25 protein-coding genes are annotated in these 22,640 nt (G+C 65.0%); 16 read left to right on the plus strand and 9 right to left on the minus strand.

What is annotated here, in order from left to right:
• Positions 1-62 precede the first annotated feature (62 nt).
• Together MHZ91_RS06935 and MHZ91_RS06940 are read left to right on the plus strand one after the other, a co-directional pair.
• Positions 63-896: a zinc-dependent peptidase gene (locus tag MHZ91_RS06935; RefSeq protein WP_218345240.1), complete on the plus strand. Its 834-nt coding sequence runs from the start codon at positions 63-65 to the stop codon at positions 894-896.
• A complete protein-coding gene (locus MHZ91_RS06940) occupies positions 893-1,402 on the plus strand; it encodes an NAD(P)H-dependent oxidoreductase (protein WP_218345241.1) in 510 nt (169 codons plus the stop codon). The genes MHZ91_RS06935 and MHZ91_RS06940 overlap by 4 nt, the downstream gene beginning before the upstream one ends.
• 106 nt (positions 1,403-1,508) lie before the next feature.
• Here MHZ91_RS06940 and MHZ91_RS06945 read toward each other — a convergent pair whose 3' ends face one another.
• Positions 1,509-1,859 (minus strand): RidA family protein, encoded by a 351-nt coding sequence (locus MHZ91_RS06945; protein ID WP_056321843.1) that lies wholly within the window; start codon positions 1,857-1,859, stop codon positions 1,509-1,511.
• A 72-nt stretch (positions 1,860-1,931) separates the two neighbouring features.
• Complete coding sequence (gene pncB / locus MHZ91_RS06950; protein ID WP_175122977.1) at positions 1,932-3,107, minus strand: nicotinate phosphoribosyltransferase; 1,176 nt, start codon at positions 3,105-3,107, stop codon at positions 1,932-1,934.
• A 157-nt stretch (positions 3,108-3,264) separates the two neighbouring features.
• Here pncB and fdxA point away from each other — a divergent pair, with 157 nt between their 5' ends.
• The 12 genes from fdxA to MHZ91_RS07010 all read left to right on the plus strand — a co-directional run bounded on the left by fdxA (position 3,265) and on the right by MHZ91_RS07010 (position 14,386).
• Positions 3,265-3,588 (plus strand): ferredoxin FdxA, encoded by a 324-nt coding sequence (gene fdxA, locus MHZ91_RS06955; RefSeq protein WP_006218015.1) that lies wholly within the window; start codon positions 3,265-3,267, stop codon positions 3,586-3,588.
• Positions 3,589-3,631: 43 nt separating this feature from the next.
• The gene (locus tag MHZ91_RS06960) at positions 3,632-4,432 is read left to right on the plus strand and encodes a ferredoxin--NADP reductase (protein WP_239213051.1); all 801 of its coding nucleotides are present in this window, start codon (positions 3,632-3,634) and stop codon (positions 4,430-4,432) included.
• A gap of 212 nt (positions 4,433-4,644) precedes the next feature.
• Positions 4,645-5,871 (plus strand): polyhydroxyalkanoate depolymerase, encoded by a 1,227-nt coding sequence (locus MHZ91_RS06965; RefSeq protein ID WP_191576767.1) that lies wholly within the window; start codon positions 4,645-4,647, stop codon positions 5,869-5,871.
• Positions 5,872-5,949: 78 nt separating this feature from the next.
• On the plus strand, positions 5,950-6,609 hold the full coding sequence (gene rsxB, locus MHZ91_RS06970) for an electron transport complex subunit RsxB (protein ID WP_218345244.1): 660 nt from the start codon (positions 5,950-5,952) through the stop codon (positions 6,607-6,609).
• Positions 6,606-7,241, plus strand: coding sequence for an endonuclease III (gene nth, locus MHZ91_RS06975; RefSeq protein ID WP_175122981.1), 636 nt, complete (start codon positions 6,606-6,608; stop codon positions 7,239-7,241). Before rsxB ends, nth begins: the two co-directional genes overlap by 4 nt.
• Before the next feature lie 352 nt (positions 7,242-7,593).
• Positions 7,594-8,367, plus strand: coding sequence for an ABC transporter ATP-binding protein (locus MHZ91_RS06980; protein ID WP_175122982.1), 774 nt, complete (start codon positions 7,594-7,596; stop codon positions 8,365-8,367).
• The gene (locus tag MHZ91_RS06985) at positions 8,364-9,074 is read left to right on the plus strand and encodes an ABC transporter ATP-binding protein (RefSeq protein ID WP_062840538.1); all 711 of its coding nucleotides are present in this window, start codon (positions 8,364-8,366) and stop codon (positions 9,072-9,074) included. Before MHZ91_RS06980 ends, MHZ91_RS06985 begins: the two co-directional genes overlap by 4 nt.
• Positions 9,075-9,138: 64 nt before the next feature.
• Positions 9,139-10,353 carry an ABC transporter substrate-binding protein gene (locus MHZ91_RS06990; protein ID WP_056568137.1) on the plus strand — a complete coding sequence of 405 codons (1,215 nt, stop codon included), beginning with the start codon at positions 9,139-9,141 and terminating at the stop codon, positions 10,351-10,353.
• Positions 10,354-10,452: 99 nt separating this feature from the next.
• Positions 10,453-11,340 carry a branched-chain amino acid ABC transporter permease gene (locus tag MHZ91_RS06995; protein WP_175122983.1) on the plus strand — a complete coding sequence of 296 codons (888 nt, stop codon included), beginning with the start codon at positions 10,453-10,455 and terminating at the stop codon, positions 11,338-11,340.
• Complete coding sequence (locus tag MHZ91_RS07000; RefSeq protein WP_175122984.1) at positions 11,337-12,320, plus strand: branched-chain amino acid ABC transporter permease; 984 nt, start codon at positions 11,337-11,339, stop codon at positions 12,318-12,320. Before MHZ91_RS06995 ends, MHZ91_RS07000 begins: the two co-directional genes overlap by 4 nt.
• A gap of 112 nt (positions 12,321-12,432) precedes the next feature.
• The gene (locus MHZ91_RS07005) at positions 12,433-13,455 is read left to right on the plus strand and encodes an ABC transporter substrate-binding protein (protein WP_175184235.1); all 1,023 of its coding nucleotides are present in this window, start codon (positions 12,433-12,435) and stop codon (positions 13,453-13,455) included.
• Between the two features lie 88 nt (positions 13,456-13,543).
• Positions 13,544-14,386 carry a branched-chain amino acid aminotransferase gene (locus MHZ91_RS07010; protein WP_239213053.1) on the plus strand — a complete coding sequence of 281 codons (843 nt, stop codon included), beginning with the start codon at positions 13,544-13,546 and terminating at the stop codon, positions 14,384-14,386.
• 99 nt (positions 14,387-14,485) lie between these two features.
• Here MHZ91_RS07010 and MHZ91_RS07015 read toward each other — a convergent pair whose 3' ends face one another.
• The 7 genes from MHZ91_RS07015 to MHZ91_RS07045 all read right to left on the minus strand — a co-directional run bounded on the left by MHZ91_RS07015 (position 14,486) and on the right by MHZ91_RS07045 (position 21,602).
• Entirely contained in the window at positions 14,486-15,247 is a 762-nt protein-coding gene (locus MHZ91_RS07015; RefSeq protein WP_239213055.1) for an ABC transporter ATP-binding protein, read from the minus strand.
• Positions 15,247-17,082, minus strand: coding sequence for an ATP-binding cassette domain-containing protein (locus MHZ91_RS07020; RefSeq protein WP_175122988.1), 1,836 nt, complete (start codon positions 17,080-17,082; stop codon positions 15,247-15,249). The genes MHZ91_RS07015 and MHZ91_RS07020 overlap by 1 nt, the downstream gene beginning before the upstream one ends.
• A gap of 3 nt (positions 17,083-17,085) precedes the next feature.
• The gene (locus tag MHZ91_RS07025; RefSeq protein WP_105237747.1) at positions 17,086-18,123 is read right to left on the minus strand and encodes a branched-chain amino acid ABC transporter permease; all 1,038 of its coding nucleotides are present in this window, start codon (positions 18,121-18,123) and stop codon (positions 17,086-17,088) included.
• Positions 18,124-18,301: 178 nt separating this feature from the next.
• Complete coding sequence (locus MHZ91_RS07030) at positions 18,302-19,465, minus strand: ABC transporter substrate-binding protein (RefSeq protein WP_218345246.1); 1,164 nt, start codon at positions 19,463-19,465, stop codon at positions 18,302-18,304.
• Positions 19,466-19,736: 271 nt separating this feature from the next.
• Positions 19,737-20,294 (minus strand): biotin transporter BioY, encoded by a 558-nt coding sequence (locus tag MHZ91_RS07035; protein WP_175122990.1) that lies wholly within the window; start codon positions 20,292-20,294, stop codon positions 19,737-19,739.
• Between the two features lie 37 nt (positions 20,295-20,331).
• Positions 20,332-20,928, minus strand: a complete 597-nt coding sequence (locus MHZ91_RS07040; protein ID WP_175122991.1) for an energy-coupling factor transporter transmembrane protein EcfT — start codon at positions 20,926-20,928, stop codon at positions 20,332-20,334.
• Positions 20,925-21,602 (minus strand): energy-coupling factor ABC transporter ATP-binding protein, encoded by a 678-nt coding sequence (locus MHZ91_RS07045; RefSeq protein ID WP_218345248.1) that lies wholly within the window; start codon positions 21,600-21,602, stop codon positions 20,925-20,927. The genes MHZ91_RS07040 and MHZ91_RS07045 overlap by 4 nt, the downstream gene beginning before the upstream one ends.
• Positions 21,603-21,654: 52 nt before the next feature.
• On the opposite strand from MHZ91_RS07045, the gene msrB reads away from it, so the two are divergent.
• Together msrB and MHZ91_RS07055 are read left to right on the plus strand one after the other, a co-directional pair.
• The gene (gene msrB, locus MHZ91_RS07050) at positions 21,655-22,053 is read left to right on the plus strand and encodes a peptide-methionine (R)-S-oxide reductase MsrB (RefSeq protein WP_218345249.1); all 399 of its coding nucleotides are present in this window, start codon (positions 21,655-21,657) and stop codon (positions 22,051-22,053) included.
• Entirely contained in the window at positions 22,053-22,637 is a 585-nt protein-coding gene (locus MHZ91_RS07055; protein WP_175122993.1) for a septation protein A, read from the plus strand. The genes msrB and MHZ91_RS07055 overlap by 1 nt, the downstream gene beginning before the upstream one ends.
• Positions 22,638-22,640: the final 3 nt, after the last annotated feature.

A 22,640-nucleotide genomic window follows, 5' to 3' on the forward strand; every position in this document is an offset into this window, starting at 1 on the left:
ACTAGGGTTCAGTCACCCTGAACACACTGCCGCATCCCGGCATATGGAAGGAACCAAAGCTTATGTTGCGCTGGCTGAAGGGCCGCGGCGCCCGCCCGTCCGAGGTCGCCGAGATGCAGGCCCGCATCCCGCCCGAACTCTGGCGGCAGGTGCTGGACACCTACCCATTCCTGGCGGCGCTGACCGAAAGCGAAGCCGCCCAATTGCAGGCGCGCGCCGCCTGGCTGCTTGCCAGCAAGACGATCAATGGCGCGCAGGGGCTGGAGGTCTCGGACTTCATGCGGCTGTCCATCGCCGCACAGGCCTGCCTGCCCATCCTGAATCTCACGCCCGAACTGTACGAGGGCTGGGACGAGATCATCGTGTATCCCGCGAGCTTTCGCATCCCCCGGACGCGCGAGGACGAGGACGGGGTGGTCCACGAGTACATCGAGGACGCCGCGGGCGAAGCCTGGGAAGGCGGGCCGCTGGTCCTGTCGTGGGAAGACACGCAGCTGTCCGAGGGCGGCTTCAACGTGGTGATCCACGAGTTCGCCCACAAGCTGGACCTGCGCTCGGGCTTTGCGGACGGCATGCCGTCGTTGTCGGCGCATCCCGACATCAAGCCGCGCGCGTGGCGACAGGTGCTGGACGACAGCCTGGACCGCTTCATCGCGGCGGTCGACGCCGTGGAAGCGGCGATTCCGCACGACGTGGACCCCGAAAGCGAGGAAGCGGACGCCTGGTACGGTCAGTTGCCGATGGATCCCTACGCCGCCACGGACGAAGGCGAGTTCTTCGCGGTCAGTTCGGAACACTTTTTCGTGGATCCCTTTCCCATGCAGCAAGCGCTGCCCGAGTGGTATGCCATGCTGCGGGCCTATTACCGGCAGGATCCGCTGGAGCGATTCGCATGAAGCAGTTGCTGATCGTCTGGCATTCGCGCACCGGCGCGGCCGAGCAGATGGCGCAGGCCGCGGCGCGCGGCGCGGCGTCGGCGGCCGCTGCCCTGGAGCAGCCTGACGATCTGCGCATCGAACTGCGGCGCGCGCAGGACGCCGATGCCGACACCTTGCTGGCCAGCCAGGGGTTCCTCTTCTGCGCCCCCGAAAACCTTGCCAGCCTGAGCGGCGAAATGAAGGAGTTCTTCGACCGCAATTACTACGCGGTGCTGGACCGCATCCAGGGACTGCCCTATGCCGCCCTGATCAGCGCGGGCAGCGACGGCTCGGGCGCGGCCCGGCAGGTCGAACGCATCTGCACCGGCTGGCGGCTGACGGCGGTGGCGCCGGCCGTCATCGTGAACATGGGCGCGCAGACGGCGGCGCAGATCCTGGCGGCCAAGACGGTGCCGACCGCGGATCTGGTGCGCTGCGAGGAACTGGGCGGCCTGCTGGCGGGGATGATGCTGATGGGCGCGTGAGGCGGCGCTCTGCACCACCGGTGTCTGACATCAGAGCAAAAAAAGCCCTCGGCTCACGCCAGAGGGCTTTTTCACAAGACCAGCCGCAGCCGGCCCTGACCGTTCATCAAAGCGCGGCCGTCACCACGATCTCGACCTTGTAGTCGGGGTTGGCAAGGCGGGCTTCAACGGTGGCGCGGGGGGGCGAGTTGCCGTCGGCGACCCATGCGTCCCAGGCCTTGTTCATGCCGTCGAATTCCTTCATGTTGGCCACGTAGATCTGGGCCATCAGGATCTTGGTCTTGTCGGTGCCGGCTTCGGCCAGCAGGCGGTCGATCGTGGCGAGCACTTGCTCGGTCTGGCCGGTGATGTCCAGCGTGGCATCGTCCGGCACCTGGCCTGCCAGGTAGGCCACGCCGTTGTACACGGCCATGTCCGACAGGCGCTTGGTCACGTGAAAGCGCTTGATGCTGCTCATGAGAATTCCCCTAGAGTCGAGTGGTTTGGGTGGAACTGGGCAAAGCTGCCCGCGTGCGGCGCGCGGGCGTCGTCAGGCGGGCGGCAATTGGAAAACCTGGCGCAGATAGGCCAGGTAGGCGGGATCGTCGCACATCGTCTTCTCGGGCGCATCCGACACCTTGGCCACCGGCTGGCCGTTGCAGCGGACCATCTTCATGACGATCTGCAGCGGTTCGTGGCCGAGGTCGTTGGTAAGGTTGGTGCCAATGCCGAAGGACACCTTGCAGCGCCCCGAGAACTGGCGCGCCAGCTCGATGGCGCGCGGGAAGGTCAGCGAATCCGAGAACACCAGCGTCTTGGCGCGCGGATCCACGCGGTTCTTGCGGTAGTGCTCGAGCAGACGCTCGCCCCAGATGAAGGGATCGCCGGAATCGTGGCGCGCGCCGTCAAAGAGCTTGCAGAAATACATGTCGAAGTCGCGCAGGAACGCATCCATGCCGTAGACGTCGGACAACGCGATGCCGAGGTCGCCGCGGTATTCCTTGGCCCACACTTCCAGCGCGAACACCTGCGAATCGCGCAGGCGCGGACCGAGCGCCTGGCAGGCCTGCAGGTATTCGTGGCCCATGGTGCCCAGCGGCAGCACGTCGTGCTCTTTGGCAAGCAGCACGTTGCTGGACCCCGCGAAATGCGGTCCCATCTCGGCTTTCAGGGTGGTGACGATCTCTTCGTGCCAGGCCTTGGAGAAGCGGCGCCGCGTGCCGTATTCAGCCACGCGGAAATCGGCCAGCGCGGGATCATCCAGCACGAGGTGCATCTTGGACTGCAGGCGCTTGCGGCCTTCTTCCCAGTCCGGATGCTTGCGCGTGTTGCGGAAATAGACCTCGTTGACGATGGCCAGCACAGGGATCTCGAACAGGATCGTGTGCAGCCACGGGCCCTTGACCTCGATGCTGATTTCACCGGGTCCCTCGCCTTCGCTGATGTGGATGCAGCGCTCGGGCATGTGGAACAGACGAAGGAAATCAACGAAGTCGCTTTTGATAAAGCGCAAGTTGCCCAGATATTTAAGTTCGTCGTCCGTGAAGCGCAATTGGCAGAGCTGATGCACTTCCTGGCGGATTTCGTCCATATAGGGGCGCAAATCCACGCCCTTTGTACGGCATTTGTACCGGTACTCGACCTGGGCAGCGGGGAAATGATGCAGCACCACTTGCATCATGCTGAATTTATACAGGTCGGTGTCGAGCAGCGAAGTAATAATCATGATTGCGCGTTTCGTTTCGCGACACCATAGCATGAAGAACAGGGCCTTCGGCACGAAGTGCCACGCTGTCAATACGGGTATTGCCGACACATCCGCGCGGCATTGGGTAAAATCCGCCCATTAAGACACATCTGCCGCCGAGCCCCGGAGTTCCTGAATGACCCACGTAGTCACCGAAAACTGTATCAAGTGCAAGTACACCGATTGCGTCGACGTGTGCCCGGTGGACTGTTTTCGTGAGGGTCCGAACTTCCTCGTGATCGACCCGGACGAATGCATCGACTGTGCGGTCTGCATCCCCGAATGCCCCGCCAACGCGATCTACGCCGAAGAAGACGTGCCGCAGGACCAACTCAATTTCATCGCGCTGAATGCCGAACTCTCTCCGGAATTCGCCAGCATCAGCCGTGCCAAGAAGCCCCTGCCCGACGCCGACGACTGGAACGGCAAGCAGGACAAGCTGCAATACCTGGAAAAGTAATCCACGGGCGCCGGCCAGGCCGGCGCTTTCGTGCGATGTCCCGATGACCGACGACTCCAAATACACGCGCCAGACCATCACCAGCGTCCACACCTGGGTGCCGGACAAACTGTTCTCCGTGCGCGTGACGCGGGACGAAGCCTTCACGTTCCTGCCGGGCCAGTTCGCCCGGGTCGGCCTGCCCGGCGCTGAAGACCCGCACGGTCCGCCCACGATCTGGCGCGCCTACTCCATGGTGTCGGCCCCACATGAGCCGGGCCTGGAGTTCTATTCCATCGTCGTCCCCGAAGGCCTGTTCAGCCCGCGCATGGCGCGTCTGCAGCCCGGCGACGCGCTCTACGTCGAAAAAGCCCCCTACGGGTTTCTGACGCTGGAGCGCTTTGCGCCCGGCGGCGACCTGTGGCTGCTTGCCTCGGGCACCGGCCTGTCGGCCTACCTGTCCATCCTGCGCGACCCCGCCGTCTGGCGCGCCTACAACCGCATCATCCTGGTGCACGGCGTGCGCACCGCCGCCGAACTCGCCTACCGCGCCGAAATTGACGGCTGGCGCCGCGATCCGGCCCTGGCCGACGTCTTTGCCGCCGACCCCGGCAAGCTCGTCTACCTGCCCATCGCCACGCGCGAACCCGTGCCCGGCATGCCGCAAGCGCGCATCACCACGCTGATCGCCGACGGCCGCCTGGAGCAGCTGGCCGGCCAGCCGCTGGATCCCGAGACCGCCAAGGTCATGCTGTGCGGCAACCCCGCCATGCTGACGGAGGCACGCAAATTGCTGGGTGATCGTGGGTTCAAGCCCGGGCGCCGCGGCATTCCGGGCAACCTGGCGGTTGAAAACTACTGGTGATCCGCCACCGCGTGGCGTAGTCCGTAAATCCACCATTTGGTATCACCGCAAGGCATTAACGCGGCCCTAAACTGGTGCGTAACACATGACGGGTCGCTTTTTAGCAACAAAACAGGGCAGTTTGCCGGACATTCTTCAGGCTGATTGGAAATATCGTTACGCCCCGGAGCAATAATCGGGGCACACGCTCGACCCAGAAGGACTTCCCCGAAATGCTGTACCAATTGCACGAAATGCAGCGCGCTTTCCTGACTCCGTTCGCTGCATTCACGGACGCCGGTTCTCAGCTGTTCTCCAGCCCCTACAGCCCGCTCGCCTATACCCCGATCTCCCGCCAGATGGCCGCCGGGTACGAGCTGATGACCCGTATCGGCAAGGAATACCAGAAGCCCGCCTGGAATCTGCCCACCACCCAGATTGGCGGCAAGTCCGCCCGCGTGATCGAAGCCGTTGCCCTGGACAAGCCCTTCTGCCGCCTGGTGCACTTCCAGCGCGACGTACGACTGGCCGGCAAGAACGATCCGAAGGTCCTGCTGGTCGCCCCGCTCTCCGGGCACCACGCCACCCTGCTGCGCGACACCGTGCGCGCCCTGCTGCCCAATCACGACGTCTATGTGACCGACTGGGTCGACGCGCGCATGGTGCCGCTGGCAGCCGGTCCCTTCCATTTGAACGACTACGTGCGCTACGTGCAGGACTTCATCCGCCATCTGGGCCCGGACGTGCACGTCATTTCCGTCTGTCAGCCCACGGTGCCGGTGCTGGCCGCCGTGTCCCTCATGGCGTCCGCCAACGATCCCTGCCAGCCGCGCAGCATGGTGATGATGGGTGGCCCCATCGACCCGCGCCAGTCGCCCACGCAGGTCAATCGCCTGGCCACCACCAAACCCTATTCGTGGTTCGAGAACCAGGTGATCCACCCCGTGCCGCCCCGCTATCCGGGCGCCGGCCGCCGCGTGTATCCGGGGTTCCTGCAGCACGCGGGATTCATGGCCATGAATCCGGACCGCCACATGAAGTCGCATTACGACTTCTACCTGGACCTGCTGCGTGGCGACGACAGCGACGCCGAAGCGCACCGCCGCTTCTACGACGAATACAACGCCGTGCTGGACATGCCGGCCGAGTTCTACCTGGACACGATCCGCATGGTGTTCCAGGACTTCGACCTGCCCAACGGCACCTGGGAAGTCGACGGCAAGCTGGTGCGCCCGGCCGACATCAAGAGCGTCGCGCTGTTCACCATCGAAGGCGAACTGGACGACATTTCCGGCCAGGGCCAGACGCGCGCCGCGATCAAGCTGTGCAAGAACATCCCGGCCGACCGCAAGTCGCACTACACCGCGCCGAACTGCGGCCACTACGGCATTTTCTCGGGCCGCCGGTGGCGCGAAATGATCTGTCCTAAAATTGCCGAGTTCATCCGGCAATCGGCGTGACGACGGCCCCGCGCCGGCCGCCGGCAACCTGATCCGTACCCCGGGGCCCGAGTGGCCCCTTTTCATTACTGGCTTTACATGTCCTGTCGCTCATTAGCCGACCGCGTTGACGCCTTGCTGCCTCAGACGCAATGCACCAAATGCGGTTACGACGGCTGCCGGCCGTATGCCGACGCCATCGCCGAGGGCGCCGCGCCGATCAACCGCTGCCCGCCCGGCGGCGACGACGGCGTCGCCGCACTGGCCGCGCTGCTCGGCACGCCTCTCCTGCCGCTGGATCTGTCGCGCGGCGAACCCGGCCCGCTGCTGGTCGCGCGCATCGACGAATCGCATTGCATCGGCTGTACGCTGTGCATCCAGGCCTGTCCGGTCGACGCCATCGTCGGCGCGAACAAGCACATGCACACCGTGCTGGACGACTGGTGCACGGGCTGTGACCTGTGCGTGGCGCCCTGTCCGGTGGACTGCATCGAGATGGTGCCGGCCGGGCGCGCGTGGACCAGCGAAGACGCCGCAATCAGCCGCCAGCGCCATCGCAACCACCTGGCGCGCGCCGAACGCCTGGCGGCCGACAACGCGCGCCTGATGGCGCCAGACATCCCGGAGGCGCCCGCCCCCGCCGCGCCCGCTTCCGAGGACGCGCAAAAGGAGGACGCGCAAAAAGAAGACCGCAAGCGCTCCGCCATCGAATCCGCACTGGCCCGCGCGCGGGCCCGCCGCAATCCCACGCAGTCATGAACGCCGCCAAACGCCGAGAGATCTTTGCCCGCCTGCACGCGGCCAACCCCAGCCCCACCACCGAACTGGAATACGACACGCCGTTCCAGCTGCTGATTGCCGTGCTGCTGTCGGCGCAAGCCACGGACAAGTCGGTCAACATCGCCACGCGCAAGTTCTTTCCGCAGTACGGCACCCCTGAGGCGCTGGCGGCGCTGGGCGAGGAAGGGCTGGCCGACTACATCAAGACCATTGGCCTTTTCCGCACGAAGGCAAAGAACGCGATCGCCACCTGCAAGATCCTGATCGAGCAGCATGGCGGCCAGGTGCCGCAGACGCGCGAGGCGCTTGAAGCCCTGCCCGGCGTGGGCCGCAAGACCGCCAACGTGGTGCTCAACACCGCGTTCGGGCAAGCGGCGATGGCAGTGGACACGCACATATTCCGTGTCTCGAATCGCACCGGTATTGCACCCGGAAAAAACGTGCTGGAAGTCGAGCTGAAACTGATGAAGTTCGTGCCGCAGGAATATCTGCTGGACGCGCATCACTGGCTGATTCTGCACGGCCGCTACGTCTGTGTGGCGCGCAAACCGAAATGCCCCCAATGCGGCATTTCCGATCTCTGCGAATTCAAGCAGAAAACCCCTGCATAAAGCATCCGGCGCGCGCACGCGGCCGCAGATTATGCGAGTGGAAAACCGGGTTTTCCCTCGCCTATTCGCGCATAACATCTTGATGACGATCAACGCGTAATTGCTGCAATGCATTTGCATATCGGGCTCCCTTTCTCCCCCTATGCAGACAGCATTGTCGGCATGCCGACAATTGCCCTTTCCGCAGTGCAAAACCTATGACAAACCCTCATGGAATTTTGATTGCGACGTCCGCATACTCGCCGGCAACTCATAAGAAAACTACGCACGAAAACAGTTTTCGAACCCTGCGGGGGCCTGACGCAATGACGCCAGGCAGAGACCATATAAATACAACGCTGGTGCAGCGAACATGGATGACACAATCCTGGAGACAAAAGGCCTCACCAAGGAGTTCCGCGGCTTCGTCGCGGTCAACGGGGTCGATTTGCGTATCAAGCGGGGCGAGATTCATGCCTTGATCGGGCCTAACGGCGCGGGCAAGACCACATGCTTCAACCTGCTGACCAAATTCCTGGCGCCCACGTCGGGCAGCATCAAGTTCAATGGCATCGACATCACCGGCGAGCGCCCCGCGCAGATTGCCCGGCGCGGCATCATCCGGTCGTTCCAGATCTCGGCGGTGTTCCCGCACCTGACCGTGCTCGAGAACGTGCGGATCGGCCTGCAGCGCAAGACCGGCCTGTCCTATCACTTCTGGCAAAGCGACAAGCGCCTGGCTGCCCTGAACGAGCCCGCGCGTGCGCTGCTTGAACAGGTGGACCTGGGCGGCTTTGCCGACGAAACCACGGTCAACCTGCCGTACGGACGCAAGCGCGCGCTCGAGATCGCCACCACGCTGGCAATGGAGCCCGAGCTGATGCTGCTGGACGAACCCACCCAGGGCATGGGCCACGAAGACGTGGACCGCGTCACGCAACTGATCAAGCGCGTGAGCGCCGGGCGCACCATCCTCATGGTGGAACACAACATGAATGTCGTGTCCTCCATCGCCAACACCATCACCGTGCTGGCGCGCGGCTCGGTGCTGGCCGAAGGTTCCTACGCCGAAGTCTCCCGCCATCCGGCCGTGATGCAGGCTTACATGGGCACGACCGACGGCGAACTTCAAGGAGCGCACGCATGAGCACCCCCGCACTCGAAATTTCGGGCCTCAACGCCTGGTACGGGGAATCGCATATCCTGCACGGCGTGGACATGCGCGTCGGACAGGGCGAAGTCGTCACGCTGCTGGGCCGCAACGGCGCCGGCCGCACCACGACGCTGCGCGCCATCCTGGGCCTGACCGGCTCGCGCAAGGGTTCGGTGCGCATCCATGGCACCGAAGCCATCGACCTGCCTACCTACAAGATCGCCCACCTGGGCGTCGGCTATTGCCCCGAGGAACGCGGCATCTTCGCCAGCCTGTCCTGCGAAGAAAACCTGCTGCTTCCGCCCGTCGTCGGTTCGCTGGGCGGCGGCATGTCGCTGGCCGAGATCTACGACATGTTCCCCAACCTGCAGGAGCGCCGCAATTCCCCCGGCACGCGCCTGTCGGGCGGCGAACAGCAGATGCTTGCCGTCGCGCGCATCCTGCGCACCGGCGCCAACCTGCTGCTGCTGGATGAAATCTCCGAAGGCCTCGCGCCCGTCATCGTGCAGGCGCTGGCCCGCATGATCACCGCGCTCAAGCAGCGGGGCTACACCATCGTCATGGTGGAACAGAATTTCCGCTTCGCCGCGCCGCTGGCCGACCGCTTCTACGTCATGGAGCACGGCCAGATCGTCGAGCACTTCGAAGCCGCCGAACTTTCAGAAAAACAGGACACGCTCAACGAACTGCTGGGCGTCTAAAGCAACCTGTGTCATCCGCCGGAACCCCGGCAAACACCACACTGTAGGGAAGAGGAGTCATCCCATGAAGCTGCACACCATCACTGCTGCACTGGCCATGGCGGGCCTGGGATTCGCGGGGGCAACCGCCCACGCTCAAGGTATCTCCGACGATGTCATCCGCATCGGCTTCATCACCGACATGTCGGGCGTGTACTCCGACATCGACGGCAAGGCGGGCCTGGAAGCCGTACGCATGGCTGTCGAGGACTTCGGCGGCACGGTCAACGGCAAGAAGATCGAAATCGTTTCCGCGGACCACCAGAACAAGGCCGACGTCGCCTCGGCACGCGCCCGCGAATGGTTCGACCAGCAGAAGGTCGACGTCATCATCGCCGGCACGAACTCGGCCACCAGCCTGGCCATGGCAGCGGTCGCCGCGGAAAAGAAGAAGCCCTTCATCGCGGTGGGCGCCGGCTCGTCCGACCTGACCAACGCGCAATGTTCGCCCTACACCGTGCACTATGCTTACGACACCGTGGCGCTGGCGCGCGGCACCGGTTCGGCAGTGGTGAAGGACGGCGGCAAGAGCTGGTTCTTCCTGACTGCCGACTATGCCTTCGGCCACGCGCTCGAGCGCGACACGATGGCGGTCGTCAAGGCCGCGGGCGGCGAAGTGAAGGGCCAGGTGCGTGCACCGCTGGGCGCCTCGGACTTCTCGTCCTTCCTGCTGCAGGCGCAATCGTCTAAGGCGCAGATCCTGGGCATGGCCAATGCCGGCGGCGACACCATCAACACGGTCAAGGCCGCCAACGAATTCGGCGTCACGCAGACCATGAAGCTGGCCGGCCTGCTGGTGTTCATCAACGACGTGCACTCGCTCGGCCTGGATGCCACCAAGGGCATGTACCTGACCGACGGCTGGTACTGGGACCAATCCGACGCCTCGCGCGCCTGGTCCAAGAAGTTCGAATCCAAGGTCGGCCGCAAGCCGTCCATGCTGCAGGCGGGCGATTACTCGTCGGCGATGTTCTACCTGAACGCCGTCAAGGCCACCGGCTCGGATAACGGCGACGACGTGATGAAGTGGATGAAGTCGAACAAGGTGAACGACTTCTTTGCCCAAGGCGGCGTCGTGCGCGAAGACGGCCGCATGGTCCACGACATGTACCTGATGCAAGTGAAGACCCCGGCCGAATCCAAGGGCCCGTGGGACTACTACAAGGTGGTGGCGACGCTGCCTGGCGACGAGGTCTACACCAAGTTGTCCGAGTCCACCTGCAAGCTGGTCAAGAAATAAACCGGCCCCTGTGATCCCGGATGCGGTCCGGGCCGATGGCCCGGCCGCATTCCTCCTGACTAGCTCGCTTCCTTCCGTACCGCGCAGGACTTTCACAAGATGACTGACATTTTCGGCATCCCCATACAGGCCTTGTTCGGCCAGCTGTTACTGGGCCTGGTCAACGGTTCCTTCTATGCAATGCTGTCGCTCGGACTTGCCGTCATCTTCGGGCTGCTGAACGTCATCAACTTCGCCCACGGCGCCCTCTACATGCTGGGCGCCTTCGTCGCATGGATGGGGCTTTCGTACTTTGGCCTGAACTACTGGATCATGCTGATCCTGGCGCCGCTGATCGTGGGGCTGTTCGGCATCATCATTGAAAAACTGCTGCTCAAGCATCTCTACAAGCTCGACCACCTGTACGGGCTGCTGCTCACTTTCGGGCTGACGCTGCTGATCGAGGGGCTGTTCCGCAGCTTCTACGGCGTGTCGGGCCAGCCCTATCCCACGCCCGAGGCCCTGCGCGGCGCCACCAACCTGGGCTTCATGATCCTGCCGAACTATCGCGGCTGGGTCGTGGCGGCGTCCATCATCGTCTGCTTCGCCACGTGGTACGTCATTGAACGAACCCGCCTGGGCGCCCTGCTGCGCGCCGGCACCGAGAACCCGCGCCTCGTGGAATCCTTCGGCGTGAACGTGCCGCGCATGATCACGCTGACCTATGGCTTCGGCGTGGCGCTGGCGGGCTTTGCCGGCGTGCTGGCCGCGCCGGTGCTGCAGATTTCGCCGCTGATGGGCTCGAACCTCATCATCGTCGTGTTCGCGGTGGTCGTGATCGGGGGCATGGGGTCCATTTTTGGCGCCATCGTCACCGGGCTGGGCCTGGGCGTGATCGAGGGCCTGACCAAGGTGTTCTGGCCCGAAGCGTCCAGCACGGTCGTCTTCATCATCATGGCCATTGTTCTGTTGATCCGCCCGGCCGGGCTGTTCGGAAAAGAAAAATGAATCGTCAATTCCTGGGCTATGCGGTCCTGGCCATCGTGGTGGCCTTGCTTCCCTTCGCCGGCGTGTATCCGATCTTCGCCATGAAGGTCATGTGCTACGCCCTCTTCGCGTGCGCCTTCAACCTGCTGCTGGGCTTCACGGGGCTGCTGTCCTTCGGCCATGCCGCGTTCCTGGGCAGCGCGGCCTACGCGGCCGGGCACAGCATGAAGGTCTGGGGCCTGCCGACCGAGCTGGGGCTGCTGTTCGGCGTGGCCGTGGCGGCGCTGCTGGGGCTGGCCATGGGCGCGCTCGCCATCCGCCGCAGCGGCATCTACTTCTCGATGATTACGCTGGCGCTGTCGCAGATGGTGTTCTTCTTCTTCCTGCAGGCCAAGTTCACGGGCGGCGAAGACGGGCTGCAGAGCGTGCCGCGCGGCACCTTGCTGGGACTGGTCGATCTGTCCAAGGACATCAACCTGTACTACCTGGTGATGGCCATCTTCATCATTGGCTACTTCATCATCTGGCGCACGGTGAACTCGCCCTTCGGCCAAGTGCTGCAGGCGCTGCGCGAGAACGAGCCGCGCGCGATTTCGCTGGGTTACGACGTGGACCGCTTCAAGCTGGTGGCTTTCGTGCTGTCGGCCGCGCTGGCCGGCCTGGCGGGCGCCACCAAGACGCTGGTATTCGTGTCGGCCACGCTGTCGGACGCCACCTGGCAGATGTCCGGGCTGGTTATCCTGATGACGCTGATCGGCGGCCTGGGCACCCTGACCGGCCCCGTGCTGGGCGCCTTCATCGTGGTGCTGCTGGAAAACAAGGTGGGCGACTTCGGCCAGATGATGGCCAACCTGACCGGCGTCGAATGGTTCCTGCGTCTGGGCGAATCGGTCACGATCGTCAGCGGCCTGATCTTCGTGATCTGCGTTTTGGCCTTCCGGCGCGGCATCGTGGGCGAGCTGGGCGCCCTCTTCAACCGCCGCCGCACCGCCCGCGCGTGATCTGACGCTTCGGTGGATTGACCCTCGGGGCCGCGCATCGCGGCCCCGTTGCATTGGGACGCGCGCCATCGCCTCGTACAATGGCAGGCACCCCACTACACAGGTGCCGACCATGCGCATCACGCATCTCGTTCCCGGCCTCGGCGCGCTCGCGCTGGCCGCCGCCCTGCTGTCCCCCGCCGCGGCCCAGGCCGCCCCCGCCGCCCCGGCTTGCGAAGTCGACCGGCCCATCCGTTTCAGCGGCCTGAACTGGGAATCCAACCTGGTGCTTGCCGGCATCGAGCGCTACGTGCTCGAACACGGCTACGGCTGCAAGACATCTGTCGAAATCGGCGAAACCCTGCCCATGCTGGCCGCCTTGCAGCGCGGCGACGTCGACATCACGCCCGAGGTCTGGCCCGGCCAGATCGAAGGCGCCTGGAAGAAGGCGCTGGCCAGCGGCAAGGTGCTGGGCGTGGGCCACGTCTATGACGCAGGTGAAGGCTGGTATGTGCCCCGCTACACCGTGGAGCGCCACCCCGAGCTCAAGTCCGCCGCCGACTTGGCGCGCTTCAAGGAAGTGTTTGCCGACCCCGAAGACCCGGGCCGCGGCCGCATCTATGGCTGCCCGGCGGGCTGGGCCTGCGGCACGCTGAACGACAACCTGCTGCGCGCCCTGAAGCTGGACAAGGATTACTCCCTGTTCGCGCCCGGCTCGGGCGCGGCACAAAAGGCGGCGATCGTGTCGGCCTACAAGCGCAAGCGCGATATCGTCTTCTACTACTGGACGCCCACGTCGCTGGTTGGCGCGCTGGATCTGGTCAAGCTGGAACTGCCCGCCTTCGATCAGGCGGCCTACACATGCATGACCGACCCCAAGTGCGCCAATCCCGTGGCCACGCAGTTCAAGCCCAACCCGGTCGTCACGGGCATGAATGCTGAATTCGCCAAACAGGCGCCGCGCGTGACCGAGTTCCTGACCAAGCTGACGGTGCCGGACGACGCCATCGATGCCACGCTGGGCTGGCTGGAAAACGAAGGCAAGGAACCCGAGGACGCGGCGCGTTACTTCCTCAAGCAGTACGCGCCTGTCTGGCGGCAGTGGGTGCCTGCGGATGTCGCCGACCGCGTGCAGGCAGCGCTGGCCAAGGAATAACAGTCCCGCTCATGTATTCTGGCGATTCGGCGTTCCGGACCCGCTCCGCGCCCGATCGCCAACCCGATTCAAGCCAAGGAAAACAATCATGGATGCCTTGTTCTGGCACAACGGTCACTGGACCACTGAAAACCCCAAACTGCTCGGCCCGGCCGACCACGCCTTCTGGATGGCCAGCATGGTCTTCGACGGCGCGCGTGCCTTCCGCGGCCTGACGCCCGATCTGGACCTGCACTGCCAGCGCGTCGTGCGCTCGGCGGAAAAGATGCTGATGAAGCCGCAACTGGCCTGGGAAGAAATCCAGGACCTGTGCCTGCAGGCCGTGGCGCGCTTCCCCGAGGGCTCCGAGCTCTACATCAAGCCGATGTTCTTCTGCGCCGATGGCTTCCTGCTGCCCGACGCCGAAAAGACGCAATTCGTACTGCACGTGTTCAAGGTGCCGATGCCGGGCGACCAGGGCTTTTCCGCCTGCTTCTCCAGCTTTGCGCGCTCGTGGCCCAATATGGCGCCCACCGACGCCAAGGCATCGTGCCTGTACCCCAACGGCCAACGCGCCATCCGCGAAGCCGCCGAAAAGGGCTTTGACAACGCCATCATGCTGGACGGCGCAGGCAACCTGGCCGAATTCGCCACCAGCAACCTGTGGCTGGCCAAGGACGGCGTCGTCTCCACGCCCGTGGACAACGGCACCTTCCTGAACGGCATCACGCGCCGCCGCGTGCTGGCGCTGCTGAAGGCCGACGGCATTGAAGTGCAGGAACGCAGCCTGACGCGCGCCGACGTCGAAGCGGCCGACGAAGTGTTTTCGTCGGGCAACTACGGCAAGGTGGTGCACGTGAACCGCGTCGAGGACCGCCCGCTGGAGTACGGTCCGATCGCGCGCCGTGCGCATCAGCTGTACATGGAGTACGCGGAAAGCAGGCGTCGTTGATCTGCCTGAACTGGCCAGCTTGCGTCAGCAGCCGCGCCAACGCAAAACGCCGGGGCCTAATCGGCCGCCGGCGTTTTTTGGTCCCATCGGGTGGGTAATTCAGGCCGCCTCGGCGCCCTTGCCCAGACCCAGATAGCTCTCAATCACCTTCGGATCGCCAGCCAATTCGCGCGCCGGGCCGTGCAGGATGACCTCGCCGGTTTCCAGCACATAGCCGTAATCGGCCACCTGCAAGGCCGCGCGGGCGTTCTGCTCGACCAGCAGGATCGCCACGCCGGTCTCGCGCAGGCGCGCAATGATGTGGAAGATCTCGCGCACGATGCGCGGCGCCAGACCCAGGCTGGGCTCGTCCAGCATCAGCAGCGTCGGCTTGGCCATGAGCGCGCGGCCCACGGCCAGCATCTGGCGCTCGCCGCCGGACAAGGTGCCGGCCTGCTGGACGCGGCGCTCGCGCAGCCGCGGGAACAGATCGAACACTTCATTCAGCGTGTCGCGCCAGCCGCTTTCGCGGGCACGATACCGCCGGAAGCCGCCCAGCAGCAGGTTGTCTTCGACGGACATGGTGCCGAACAGCTCGCGGCGCTCGGGCACCAGCGACATGCCCGCCGCCACGCGACGTTCGACCATCCAGCCCGACACGTCCGACCCGGCGTAATGCACGGTGCCGGCGGCGTGGCCGGTCTGCGGCAGCGAACCCATGATGGCGTTGAGCATCGTGGACTTGCCGGCGCCGTTGGCGCCGATCACGGTGACGATGCTGCCGGCCGGCACGCTGAGCGTGGCGCCGGCAAGTGCGCCGACCTTGCCGTAGCGGGCCGACAGGTTGCTGACTTCAAGAACGGGGGAATTCGTTGTGCTCATCAAACGCCCCCCGCCGACACGGGCTTGGCCTGGTCCGCTTCGGGCAGGTCGTCGTCGATGCCGCCCAGATAGGCTTCGAGCACCGCCGGGTTCTTTTGCACGTCGGCCGGCACGCCTTCGGCCAGCTTCGTGCCGAAATCCATCACCACGAGGTGGTTGGTCAGGCGCATCACAAAATCCATGTCGTGTTCAACGAGCAGAATGCTCATGCCTTCCGCGCGCAGCTGTTCCAGCACGCGCGCCAGGTCCTGCTTTTCCTTGTAGCGCAGGCCGGCGGCCGGTTCGTCCAGCAGCAGCAGCACGGGATCGCACGCCAGCGCGCGGGCGATTTCCAGGATGCGCTGCTGGCCCAGGGCCAGGTTGCCTGCCTGTTCGTACAGGTATTCGCCAAGGCCCACGCGCTTGAGCTGCTCGGCCGCTTCATGCAGGAGCTGCGCTTCGCGGGCGCGGTCCGAATGCAGCGCGCCCGACAGCACGCCCACGTCCGAACGCAGATGCGCGCCCAGCGCCACGTTTTCCAGCACGGTCATGCCCGGCAGCAGTTGCACGTGCTGGAACGTGCGGCCCACGCCCATCTTGGCGATCTCGCGCGCCGAGCGGTTGTCGATGCGCTGGCCCATGAACGTGACCTGGCCGCGCGTCACCGGCAGCACGCCGCTGATCAGGTTGAAGGTCGTGCTCTTGCCCGCGCCGTTGGGACCGATGAGGCCCATGATCTCGCCCGAGCTGACCTTGAAGGTGATGTCGTTCACCGCCACCAGGCCGCCGAATTCCTTGCGGATGGCATCCACTTCCAGCACGACCTGGCCAGGCTGCGGACGCTCGCGCGTCGGTAGGGCCGGGGCCGCGGCAGGCGGCGCCAGGTTGCGGCGCGAACCATTGGCGCCCGTGATGTTGCCCCACCAGCCCGCCAGGATCGGCCACAGGCCGTTGCGCGCGTATTGCAGCATCAGGATCAGCAGCACGCCGAAGACGATCATCTCGAAGTTGGCGTTGGTGTCCAGCAGCTTGGGCAGCAGGTTCTGCAACTGATCCTTCAGCACCAGGATGACGCTGGAGCCCAGCAAGGCGCCCCACACGTAACCCGCGCCGCCGACGACCGCCATGAACAGGTACTCGATGCCGTAGTTCAGGCCAAACGGGCTGGGGCTGACGGCGCGCTGCATGTGCGCATACAGCCAGCCCGACACGCAGGCCAGCAACGCCGCCCACACGAAGATGACGATCTTGTAGGCAGCGGTGTTGACGCCCATGGACTCGGCCATGCCCGCCCCGCTCTTGAGCGCGCGGATGGCGCGGCCGGGACGCGAGTTGAGCAGGTTGCGCGTAGCCCACAGCGCCAAGAGGACGCAGACCCAGATCAGGTAATAGATGTGGCGGCCGTTGGCCAGCGAGATACCGAAGATGCTGATGGGCTCGATGCCGGCGATGCCGTCATGCTTGCCCAGCCAGTCGATATTGCCGAACAGGTAATACAGCGACAGGCCCCAGGCGATGGTGCCCAGCGGCAGGTAGTGGCCCGACAGGCGCAGCGTGATCGCGCCCAGCAGATAGGCGACGACGGCGGTCAGGATCAGACCCGCAGGCAGCGCCAGCCAGGGCGACACGTCGTACTGCGTCGTCAGGTAGGCGGTGGTGTAGGCGCCCAGGCCGACGAACGCCGCCTGGCCGAAGGACGTCAGGCCGCCGACGCCGGTCAGCAGCACGAGGCCCAGCACGACCAGGCTGGCCAGGCCGATGTAGTTCAGTTGCGTCACCCAGAACTCGGGCGTGGCCGACACCATCGGCAGGCCCGCCAGGACGACGAGAAAAACGGCAAGCAGAATGCGGTTCATGGCTTATTCCTCTTCGTCCGCGTGATGGGTGCTGAACGAACGCCAGACCAGAACCGGGATGATCAGGGTGAAGACGATCACTTCCTTGTATGCGCTGGCCCAGAACGACGAGAAGGATTCCAGCACGCCGACCAGCAGCGAGCCGGCCGCGGCGATGGGATAGCTGGCCAGGCCGCCGATGATGGCGCCGACGAAGCCCTTCAGGCCGATCAAAAAGCCCGTGTCGTAATAGACCGTGGTGATGGGCGCGATCAGCATGCCGGACATGGCGCCGATGCCCACGGCCAGCGTGAACGTCAGCGAGCCCGACATGTTGGTGCTGATGCCCACCAGGCGCGCGCCACGGCGGTTGACGGCGGTGGCGCGCAGCGCGCGGCCATACAGCGTCTTGCCGAAGAAAACCCACAAGGCAATGATGAGCAGCGCGCACGTGGCGACCACGAACAGGCTCTGCGCGGACCACGTCATGAAGCCCAGGTCGACCTGCCCGCTCACGAATGCCGGGGTGCGCCAGCCTTCGGCGCCAAAGAACACGAGCGCCAGGCCCATGAGCGCAAAGTGCACGGCGACCGATACGATCAGCAGCACCAGCACGGTGGCTTCGGCGAGCGGCTGGTAGACGATGCGATAGACCATCGGACCCATCGGAATCACCAGGAACAGCGTCAGCAGCATGTTCAGCCACAGCGAATTCTCGGGACCGGTGTAGCTCTTGGTCAGCCAGAACAGCGCCAGCGGCAGCACGACGCACGTGGCGATGGTCTTGGGCAGGGCCGCGGCGCTGCGCGTGCGCACGGCGCGCACCAGCTCAAGCGCCAGGCACACCAGGCCCAGCAACGGCAGCAGATAGGCGGTGCCCGGCACTTTGCCGTCCACCAGCATGGCCAGGGTCAGGGCGCCGAACGCCACAAACTCGCCCTGGGGAATGAAAATGACGCGCGTGACGGCGAAAACCAGCACCAGAGCCATGCCCAGGAGGGCATAGATGGCGCCGTTGACGACACCGTCTTGCAGCAGGATCAGCGCAATTGAGGAATCCATCTAACAACTACCTTGTGGTTTCTTGGTGTCCCGACCCCATCCGGAACACTGATACGACACACCGGCCGGAAAGGCCGGTGCGAAGTCCTGCCGGGCGCGGCGCGGCGGGCGGAGAGCCGCCCCCCGCGCGATCGGGCGCCCGTCATCGGGCGGCCCGCGCTCGGGCGATCCAGGGGATTTACAGATCGGGCTGGTAGACCCACTTGCCGTTTTCCACCTTGACGATGACGCGCGAGCGCTCGTCAAAGCCGGCGTGGTCCGTGGGCGACATGTTGAACACGCCTTGCGACACGGCCAGGTCCTTCACGCCTTCCAGCGCGTCGCGCATCGCGACACGGAACTCAGGCGTGCCGGGCTTGGCGCCCGACTTCAGCGCCACGGGCAGCGCGGCGACGACCAGTTGGCCGGCATCCCACATGTGGCCGCCGAACGTGTTGGTCGAACCGGCGCCGTTGGCCTTCTCGTAGGTTTCCACGTAGGCCAGCGCCGACTTCTTGACCGGATTGCTGTCGGGCAGTTGCGCCGCGACCAGCAGCGGGCCGGCCGGCAGGTACATGCCGTTGCAGTCCTTGCCGCACACGCGCAGCACGTCGTTGTTGGCGGCGCCATGGGTTTGATAGATGGTTCCGCCGTAGTTGCGGGCCTTCAGTTCCTTTTGCGGCAGCGCGGACGGAGTGCCGGCGCCGGCGATCAGGATGGCGTCGGGCTTGGCGCCGACCAGCTTGAGCACCTGGCCCGTCACGCTGGTGTCGGTGCGGCCATACTTTTCGATGGCGACGATCTCGATGCCCTTGGCCTTGGCGGCCTTCTGCATCACGTCGAGCCAGCCGTCGCCGTAGGCGTCGGCAAAGCCGATGAAGCCCAGCGTCTTGACCTTGGACTTGGCCATCGCGTCGGCCAGGGCGCCAGCCATCAGCGCGTCGTTCTGCGGGGTCTTGAAGACCCAGCGGCGCTTGTCGTCCACGGGTTCGACGATCTTGGCGCTCGCGGCCACGCTGATCATCGGCACCTTGGCTTCGGCAGCCACGTCGACCATTGCCAGCGAGCCCGGCGTGATGGACGTGCCGATCAGCACGTCGACCTTGTCGTCGGAAGCCAGCTTGCGCGAGTTCTTGACGGCCTGCGTGGTGTCCGTGGCGTCGTCCAGCACGATCCATTCGATCTTCTGGCCGGCAACTTCCTTGGGCAGCAAGGCCACGGTGTTGCGCTCGGGGATGCCCAGCGAGGCGGCGGGGCCGGTGCTGGACACCGTCACGCCAACCTTGACCTGTGCGCTCGCCAGAAGCGGCAGAGTCAGGGCTACAGCGGCGGCGGCCGCGGACAAGCCGAAGTGCTTGCGCATGTTTTTGTCTCCTGTGGTTGGCTCTTATGTGCCTCGAACGAGGCGAAGCGAGCCTGTTTAAAGTTATACAGAAAAAAATATTATATGGTTAAAACAGTATCAGATGACGTAGCGCAACTACGGTAATTCCCTGATGTGCTACGTAAATCGTGATTTGGCGAACGCATTTGTTAATGGCGAACTTGTACTTGAAAGGGTCGCAGGCGTCATGTTGGGGGATTCCCTTGGGGCGATTGGGGTCTTTCGCCGTACGGTCTGCGGCCCGCCGTGATCAACGGCCAAGCATGGGCCACACCCGCTCGACGCGCGAAGCGACCCACGCCGCCACCACGGCCTTGACGAGGTCACCCGGCAGGAACACCACGACCGCGCCGGCGGCCTTCGCCATGCCCATCTTCGTCACCGCCGACAGCCAGGGCACACCGAAGGCATACACCACCGCAACGCCGCCAACGACGCAGGCCGCCACATACCCCGCCAGCCCCACCCACGTGCCGGTTCCGCGCGCGGCCAGGCGGCGCGCCAACCAGCCCGTCACGAATGCGCCTGCCACCATGCCGATGAGAAACCCGCCGGTCGGGCCAAAAAACGCCCCCAGCCCGCCGCGCCCGCCCGGCAGCACCGGCAGGCCGATCGCCGCGAGCGCCAGATACAGCAGGCACGCCAGCGCGCCGCGCACGGGGCCAAGCATGGCGCCGGCCAGCATGACGCCGAGCGTCTGCAAGGTGATGGGCACCGGAATGCCGGGCATCGGAATGGGCGGCATCAGGCTGAGCACGACGATCAGCGCCGCAAACAGCGCCACCAGCACCGTATTGTTCGATTTCATGGTCTCCCCTTTTGAATGAGTTCAGGGCGCGCGGCCTTCAGACGCTGCGCGCGTCGATCGCTTCAGAGACTTCCTGGGCCCGCTTCAACGTCAGCACGATCAGCGGCACGATCAGCGCGACCGGATTCGCCCCCAGCCCGCGCGCGGCCTGCGCCTCGCGGATCTCCTGGAAATTGCGCCAGATCTCGGGCACGAAGCGCAGCGTCAGCGCGAGCGCCAGCGCCACCTTCTCGGCATCGACCAGCCCGGTGCGTTCCAGCGGCCGCAATGTCCGCTCGCAGACGGCAATCAGGTCCGACGTGCGGGTCGCCAGCGTGACGGCCAGGGCCAGACCCACCATCGCCGCCACGCGCAGCACGACCGCCAGCGCCTCAAGCGGCCCCTGAAACCAGCCGGTAAAGAGCGCGACGGCCAGCAGCACCCAGAGCAGTCCGCGCACCTGACGCCAGACGGCCGCGGCGGCGACGCCCGTGGACCAGACCAGCGCCACCGAAAAGCCAAAGGCGAACGCCAGCCAGAGCGGATCGCGCAGCACGAACAGACCTGCGCCGGCCGCCATCAGCGCCAGCAGTTTCACCCACGCTGGCAGCCGATGCAGCGGCGTGTTGCCCGCAACGTACAGGGGCTCCATCATCCGCAGTGTTCCCGGTACCAGCGCAACGCCGCGGCGGGCGTGTCGTCGGCCGCGATCGCGCCGTCGCGCACGACCAGCACGCGGTCGAAGTCTTCGAGCAATTCCAGGTCATGGCTGACGACGATGGCGTCGTGGGGCAGCCCATCGATGGCGGCGCGCACCCGGTTGCGGTTGCGCAGGTCGAGCTGGGTGGTGGGTTCGTCAAAGACGATGAGGGCTGGCTCCATGACCAGCACGGCGGCCAGCGCCACCAGCTGGCGCTCACCGCCGGACAGCGTGTGGCTGCTGCGGTCGGCCAGGTGGCCCACGCCCAGGCGGGCCAGTTGGCTGTCGATGCACGCCTCGCGCTGCTGGCGGTCGGGCGCCAGGCGCTTCAGGCCAAACGCCAAGTCTTCGCGCACGATGGGAAAGACGATCTGGTTTTCGGGGTTCTGAAACACGAAGCCGACGCGCGCACGCACGGCTTTCAGATCCTGGCGAGTATCCAGCCCGCCCACGCGGACGCTGCCGGAAGTCGGCATCACCAGGCCGTTGACCAGGCGCGCCAGCGTGCTCTTGCCGGCGCCGTTGGGGCCCACGATACCGATGCGGCGTTCGGCCAGGGTGACGCTCACCCCGCGCAACACTTCCGCCTGGGGCGTCGACACTACCGCCTGGTCAAACTCGATTAACATGGGGCGGGATTATGCCCGAACCATTTCGGGCATCGCGACTCCAAGAGCTCATATGGAAAAAGTACGCAAAACCGACGCCGAATGGCGCGCCCAGCTTTCCCCCGAAGAATACGTGGTCACCCGTGAAAAAGGTACCGAACGCGCATTCACCGGGCGCTACTGGGATACGTTCACCCCTGGCATCTACCGTTGCGTCGGCTGTGGCACGGCGCTGTTCGCATCCGACACCAAATTCGACGCCGGCTGCGGCTGGCCCAGCTACTTCCAGGCGCTGGACCCCGAACTCGTCCGCGAAGAACGCGACACCACGCACGGCATGGTGCGCACCGAAGTCCTGTGCAACGTCTGCGACGCGCACCTGGGCCACGTCTTTCCCGACGGCCCCGAGCCTACCGGCCTGCGCTACTGCATCAATTCCCTGTCGATGACGTTTGAGCCCCTAGAAGACTGATGAAGAAGTTCCTGTTCGACCTCTTTCCGCTGCTCCTGTTCTTCATCGCCTACAGGTACACGGACATCTTCACGGCCACTGGCGTCGCCATGGCGGCTGCCGTGGCGCAGATCGTCTGGCTCAAGGCCACCGGCCGCCCCACCGAAGCCATGCACTGGATCAACCTGACGGTCATCCTGGTGTTCGGCGGCGCGACCATCTGGCTGCACAGCGACGTCTTCATCAAATGGAAGCCCACGGTGCTGTACTGGATGTTCGGCGGCGCGCTGGTCTTTGCCCGCCTGTTGTTCAAGCGCAACCTGATCCGCCGCCTGATGGAAAAGCAGATCCAGCTGCCGGATGCGGCGTGGGACAAACTCAACCTGATCTGGGCCGCCTTCTTCCTGATCGCCGGCGCGCTCAATCTGTATGTCGCGTTCTCGGGCCACTTCACCGAGTCGCAGTGGGTCAGTTTCAAGGCCTTCGGCCTGATGGGACTGATGATCGTCTTCGTCATTGGCCAGTCGCTGTGGCTGGGCAAGCACATCCAGACCGAAGAAAACACGCCGGCCAATCCGGGCGCCACGCCGCCCGGCAAACCCTGAACT

It is taken from the genome of Achromobacter sp. ACRQX, from assembly GCF_022346505.1.
GTDB lineage: Bacteria > Pseudomonadota > Gammaproteobacteria > Burkholderiales > Burkholderiaceae_B > Achromobacter > Achromobacter animicus.

Bases quoted from the DNA above. Each gene is read 5' to 3' on its own strand.
- MHZ91_RS06935 (WP_218345240.1), top strand. From the start codon at position 63: ATGTTGCGCTGGCTGAAGGGCCGCGGCGCCCGCCCGTCCGAGGTCGCC.
- MHZ91_RS06940 (WP_218345241.1), top strand. From the start codon at position 893: ATGAAGCAGTTGCTGATCGTCTGGCATTCGCGCACCGGCGCGGCCGAG.
- MHZ91_RS06945 (WP_056321843.1), bottom strand. From the start codon at position 1,859: ATGAGCAGCATCAAGCGCTTTCACGTGACCAAGCGCCTGTCGGACATG.
- pncB (WP_175122977.1), bottom strand. From the start codon at position 3,107: ATGATTATTACTTCGCTGCTCGACACCGACCTGTATAAATTCAGCATG.
- fdxA (WP_006218015.1), top strand. From the start codon at position 3,265: ATGACCCACGTAGTCACCGAAAACTGTATCAAGTGCAAGTACACCGAT.
- MHZ91_RS06960 (WP_239213051.1), top strand. From the start codon at position 3,632: ATGACCGACGACTCCAAATACACGCGCCAGACCATCACCAGCGTCCAC.
- MHZ91_RS06965 (WP_191576767.1), top strand. From the start codon at position 4,645: ATGCTGTACCAATTGCACGAAATGCAGCGCGCTTTCCTGACTCCGTTC.
- rsxB (WP_218345244.1), top strand. From the start codon at position 5,950: ATGTCCTGTCGCTCATTAGCCGACCGCGTTGACGCCTTGCTGCCTCAG.
- nth (WP_175122981.1), top strand. From the start codon at position 6,606: ATGAACGCCGCCAAACGCCGAGAGATCTTTGCCCGCCTGCACGCGGCC.
- MHZ91_RS06980 (WP_175122982.1), top strand. From the start codon at position 7,594: ATGGATGACACAATCCTGGAGACAAAAGGCCTCACCAAGGAGTTCCGC.
- MHZ91_RS06985 (WP_062840538.1), top strand. From the start codon at position 8,364: ATGAGCACCCCCGCACTCGAAATTTCGGGCCTCAACGCCTGGTACGGG.
- MHZ91_RS06990 (WP_056568137.1), top strand. From the start codon at position 9,139: ATGAAGCTGCACACCATCACTGCTGCACTGGCCATGGCGGGCCTGGGA.
- MHZ91_RS06995 (WP_175122983.1), top strand. From the start codon at position 10,453: ATGACTGACATTTTCGGCATCCCCATACAGGCCTTGTTCGGCCAGCTG.
- MHZ91_RS07000 (WP_175122984.1), top strand. From the start codon at position 11,337: ATGAATCGTCAATTCCTGGGCTATGCGGTCCTGGCCATCGTGGTGGCC.
- MHZ91_RS07005 (WP_175184235.1), top strand. From the start codon at position 12,433: ATGCGCATCACGCATCTCGTTCCCGGCCTCGGCGCGCTCGCGCTGGCC.
- MHZ91_RS07010 (WP_239213053.1), top strand. From the start codon at position 13,544: ATGGATGCCTTGTTCTGGCACAACGGTCACTGGACCACTGAAAACCCC.
- MHZ91_RS07015 (WP_239213055.1), bottom strand. From the start codon at position 15,247: ATGAGCACAACGAATTCCCCCGTTCTTGAAGTCAGCAACCTGTCGGCC.
- MHZ91_RS07020 (WP_175122988.1), bottom strand. From the start codon at position 17,082: ATGAACCGCATTCTGCTTGCCGTTTTTCTCGTCGTCCTGGCGGGCCTG.
- MHZ91_RS07025 (WP_105237747.1), bottom strand. From the start codon at position 18,123: ATGGATTCCTCAATTGCGCTGATCCTGCTGCAAGACGGTGTCGTCAAC.
- MHZ91_RS07030 (WP_218345246.1), bottom strand. From the start codon at position 19,465: ATGCGCAAGCACTTCGGCTTGTCCGCGGCCGCCGCCGCTGTAGCCCTG.
- MHZ91_RS07035 (WP_175122990.1), bottom strand. From the start codon at position 20,294: ATGAAATCGAACAATACGGTGCTGGTGGCGCTGTTTGCGGCGCTGATC.
- MHZ91_RS07040 (WP_175122991.1), bottom strand. From the start codon at position 20,928: ATGATGGAGCCCCTGTACGTTGCGGGCAACACGCCGCTGCATCGGCTG.
- MHZ91_RS07045 (WP_218345248.1), bottom strand. From the start codon at position 21,602: ATGTTAATCGAGTTTGACCAGGCGGTAGTGTCGACGCCCCAGGCGGAA.
- msrB (WP_218345249.1), top strand. From the start codon at position 21,655: ATGGAAAAAGTACGCAAAACCGACGCCGAATGGCGCGCCCAGCTTTCC.
- MHZ91_RS07055 (WP_175122993.1), top strand. From the start codon at position 22,053: ATGAAGAAGTTCCTGTTCGACCTCTTTCCGCTGCTCCTGTTCTTCATC.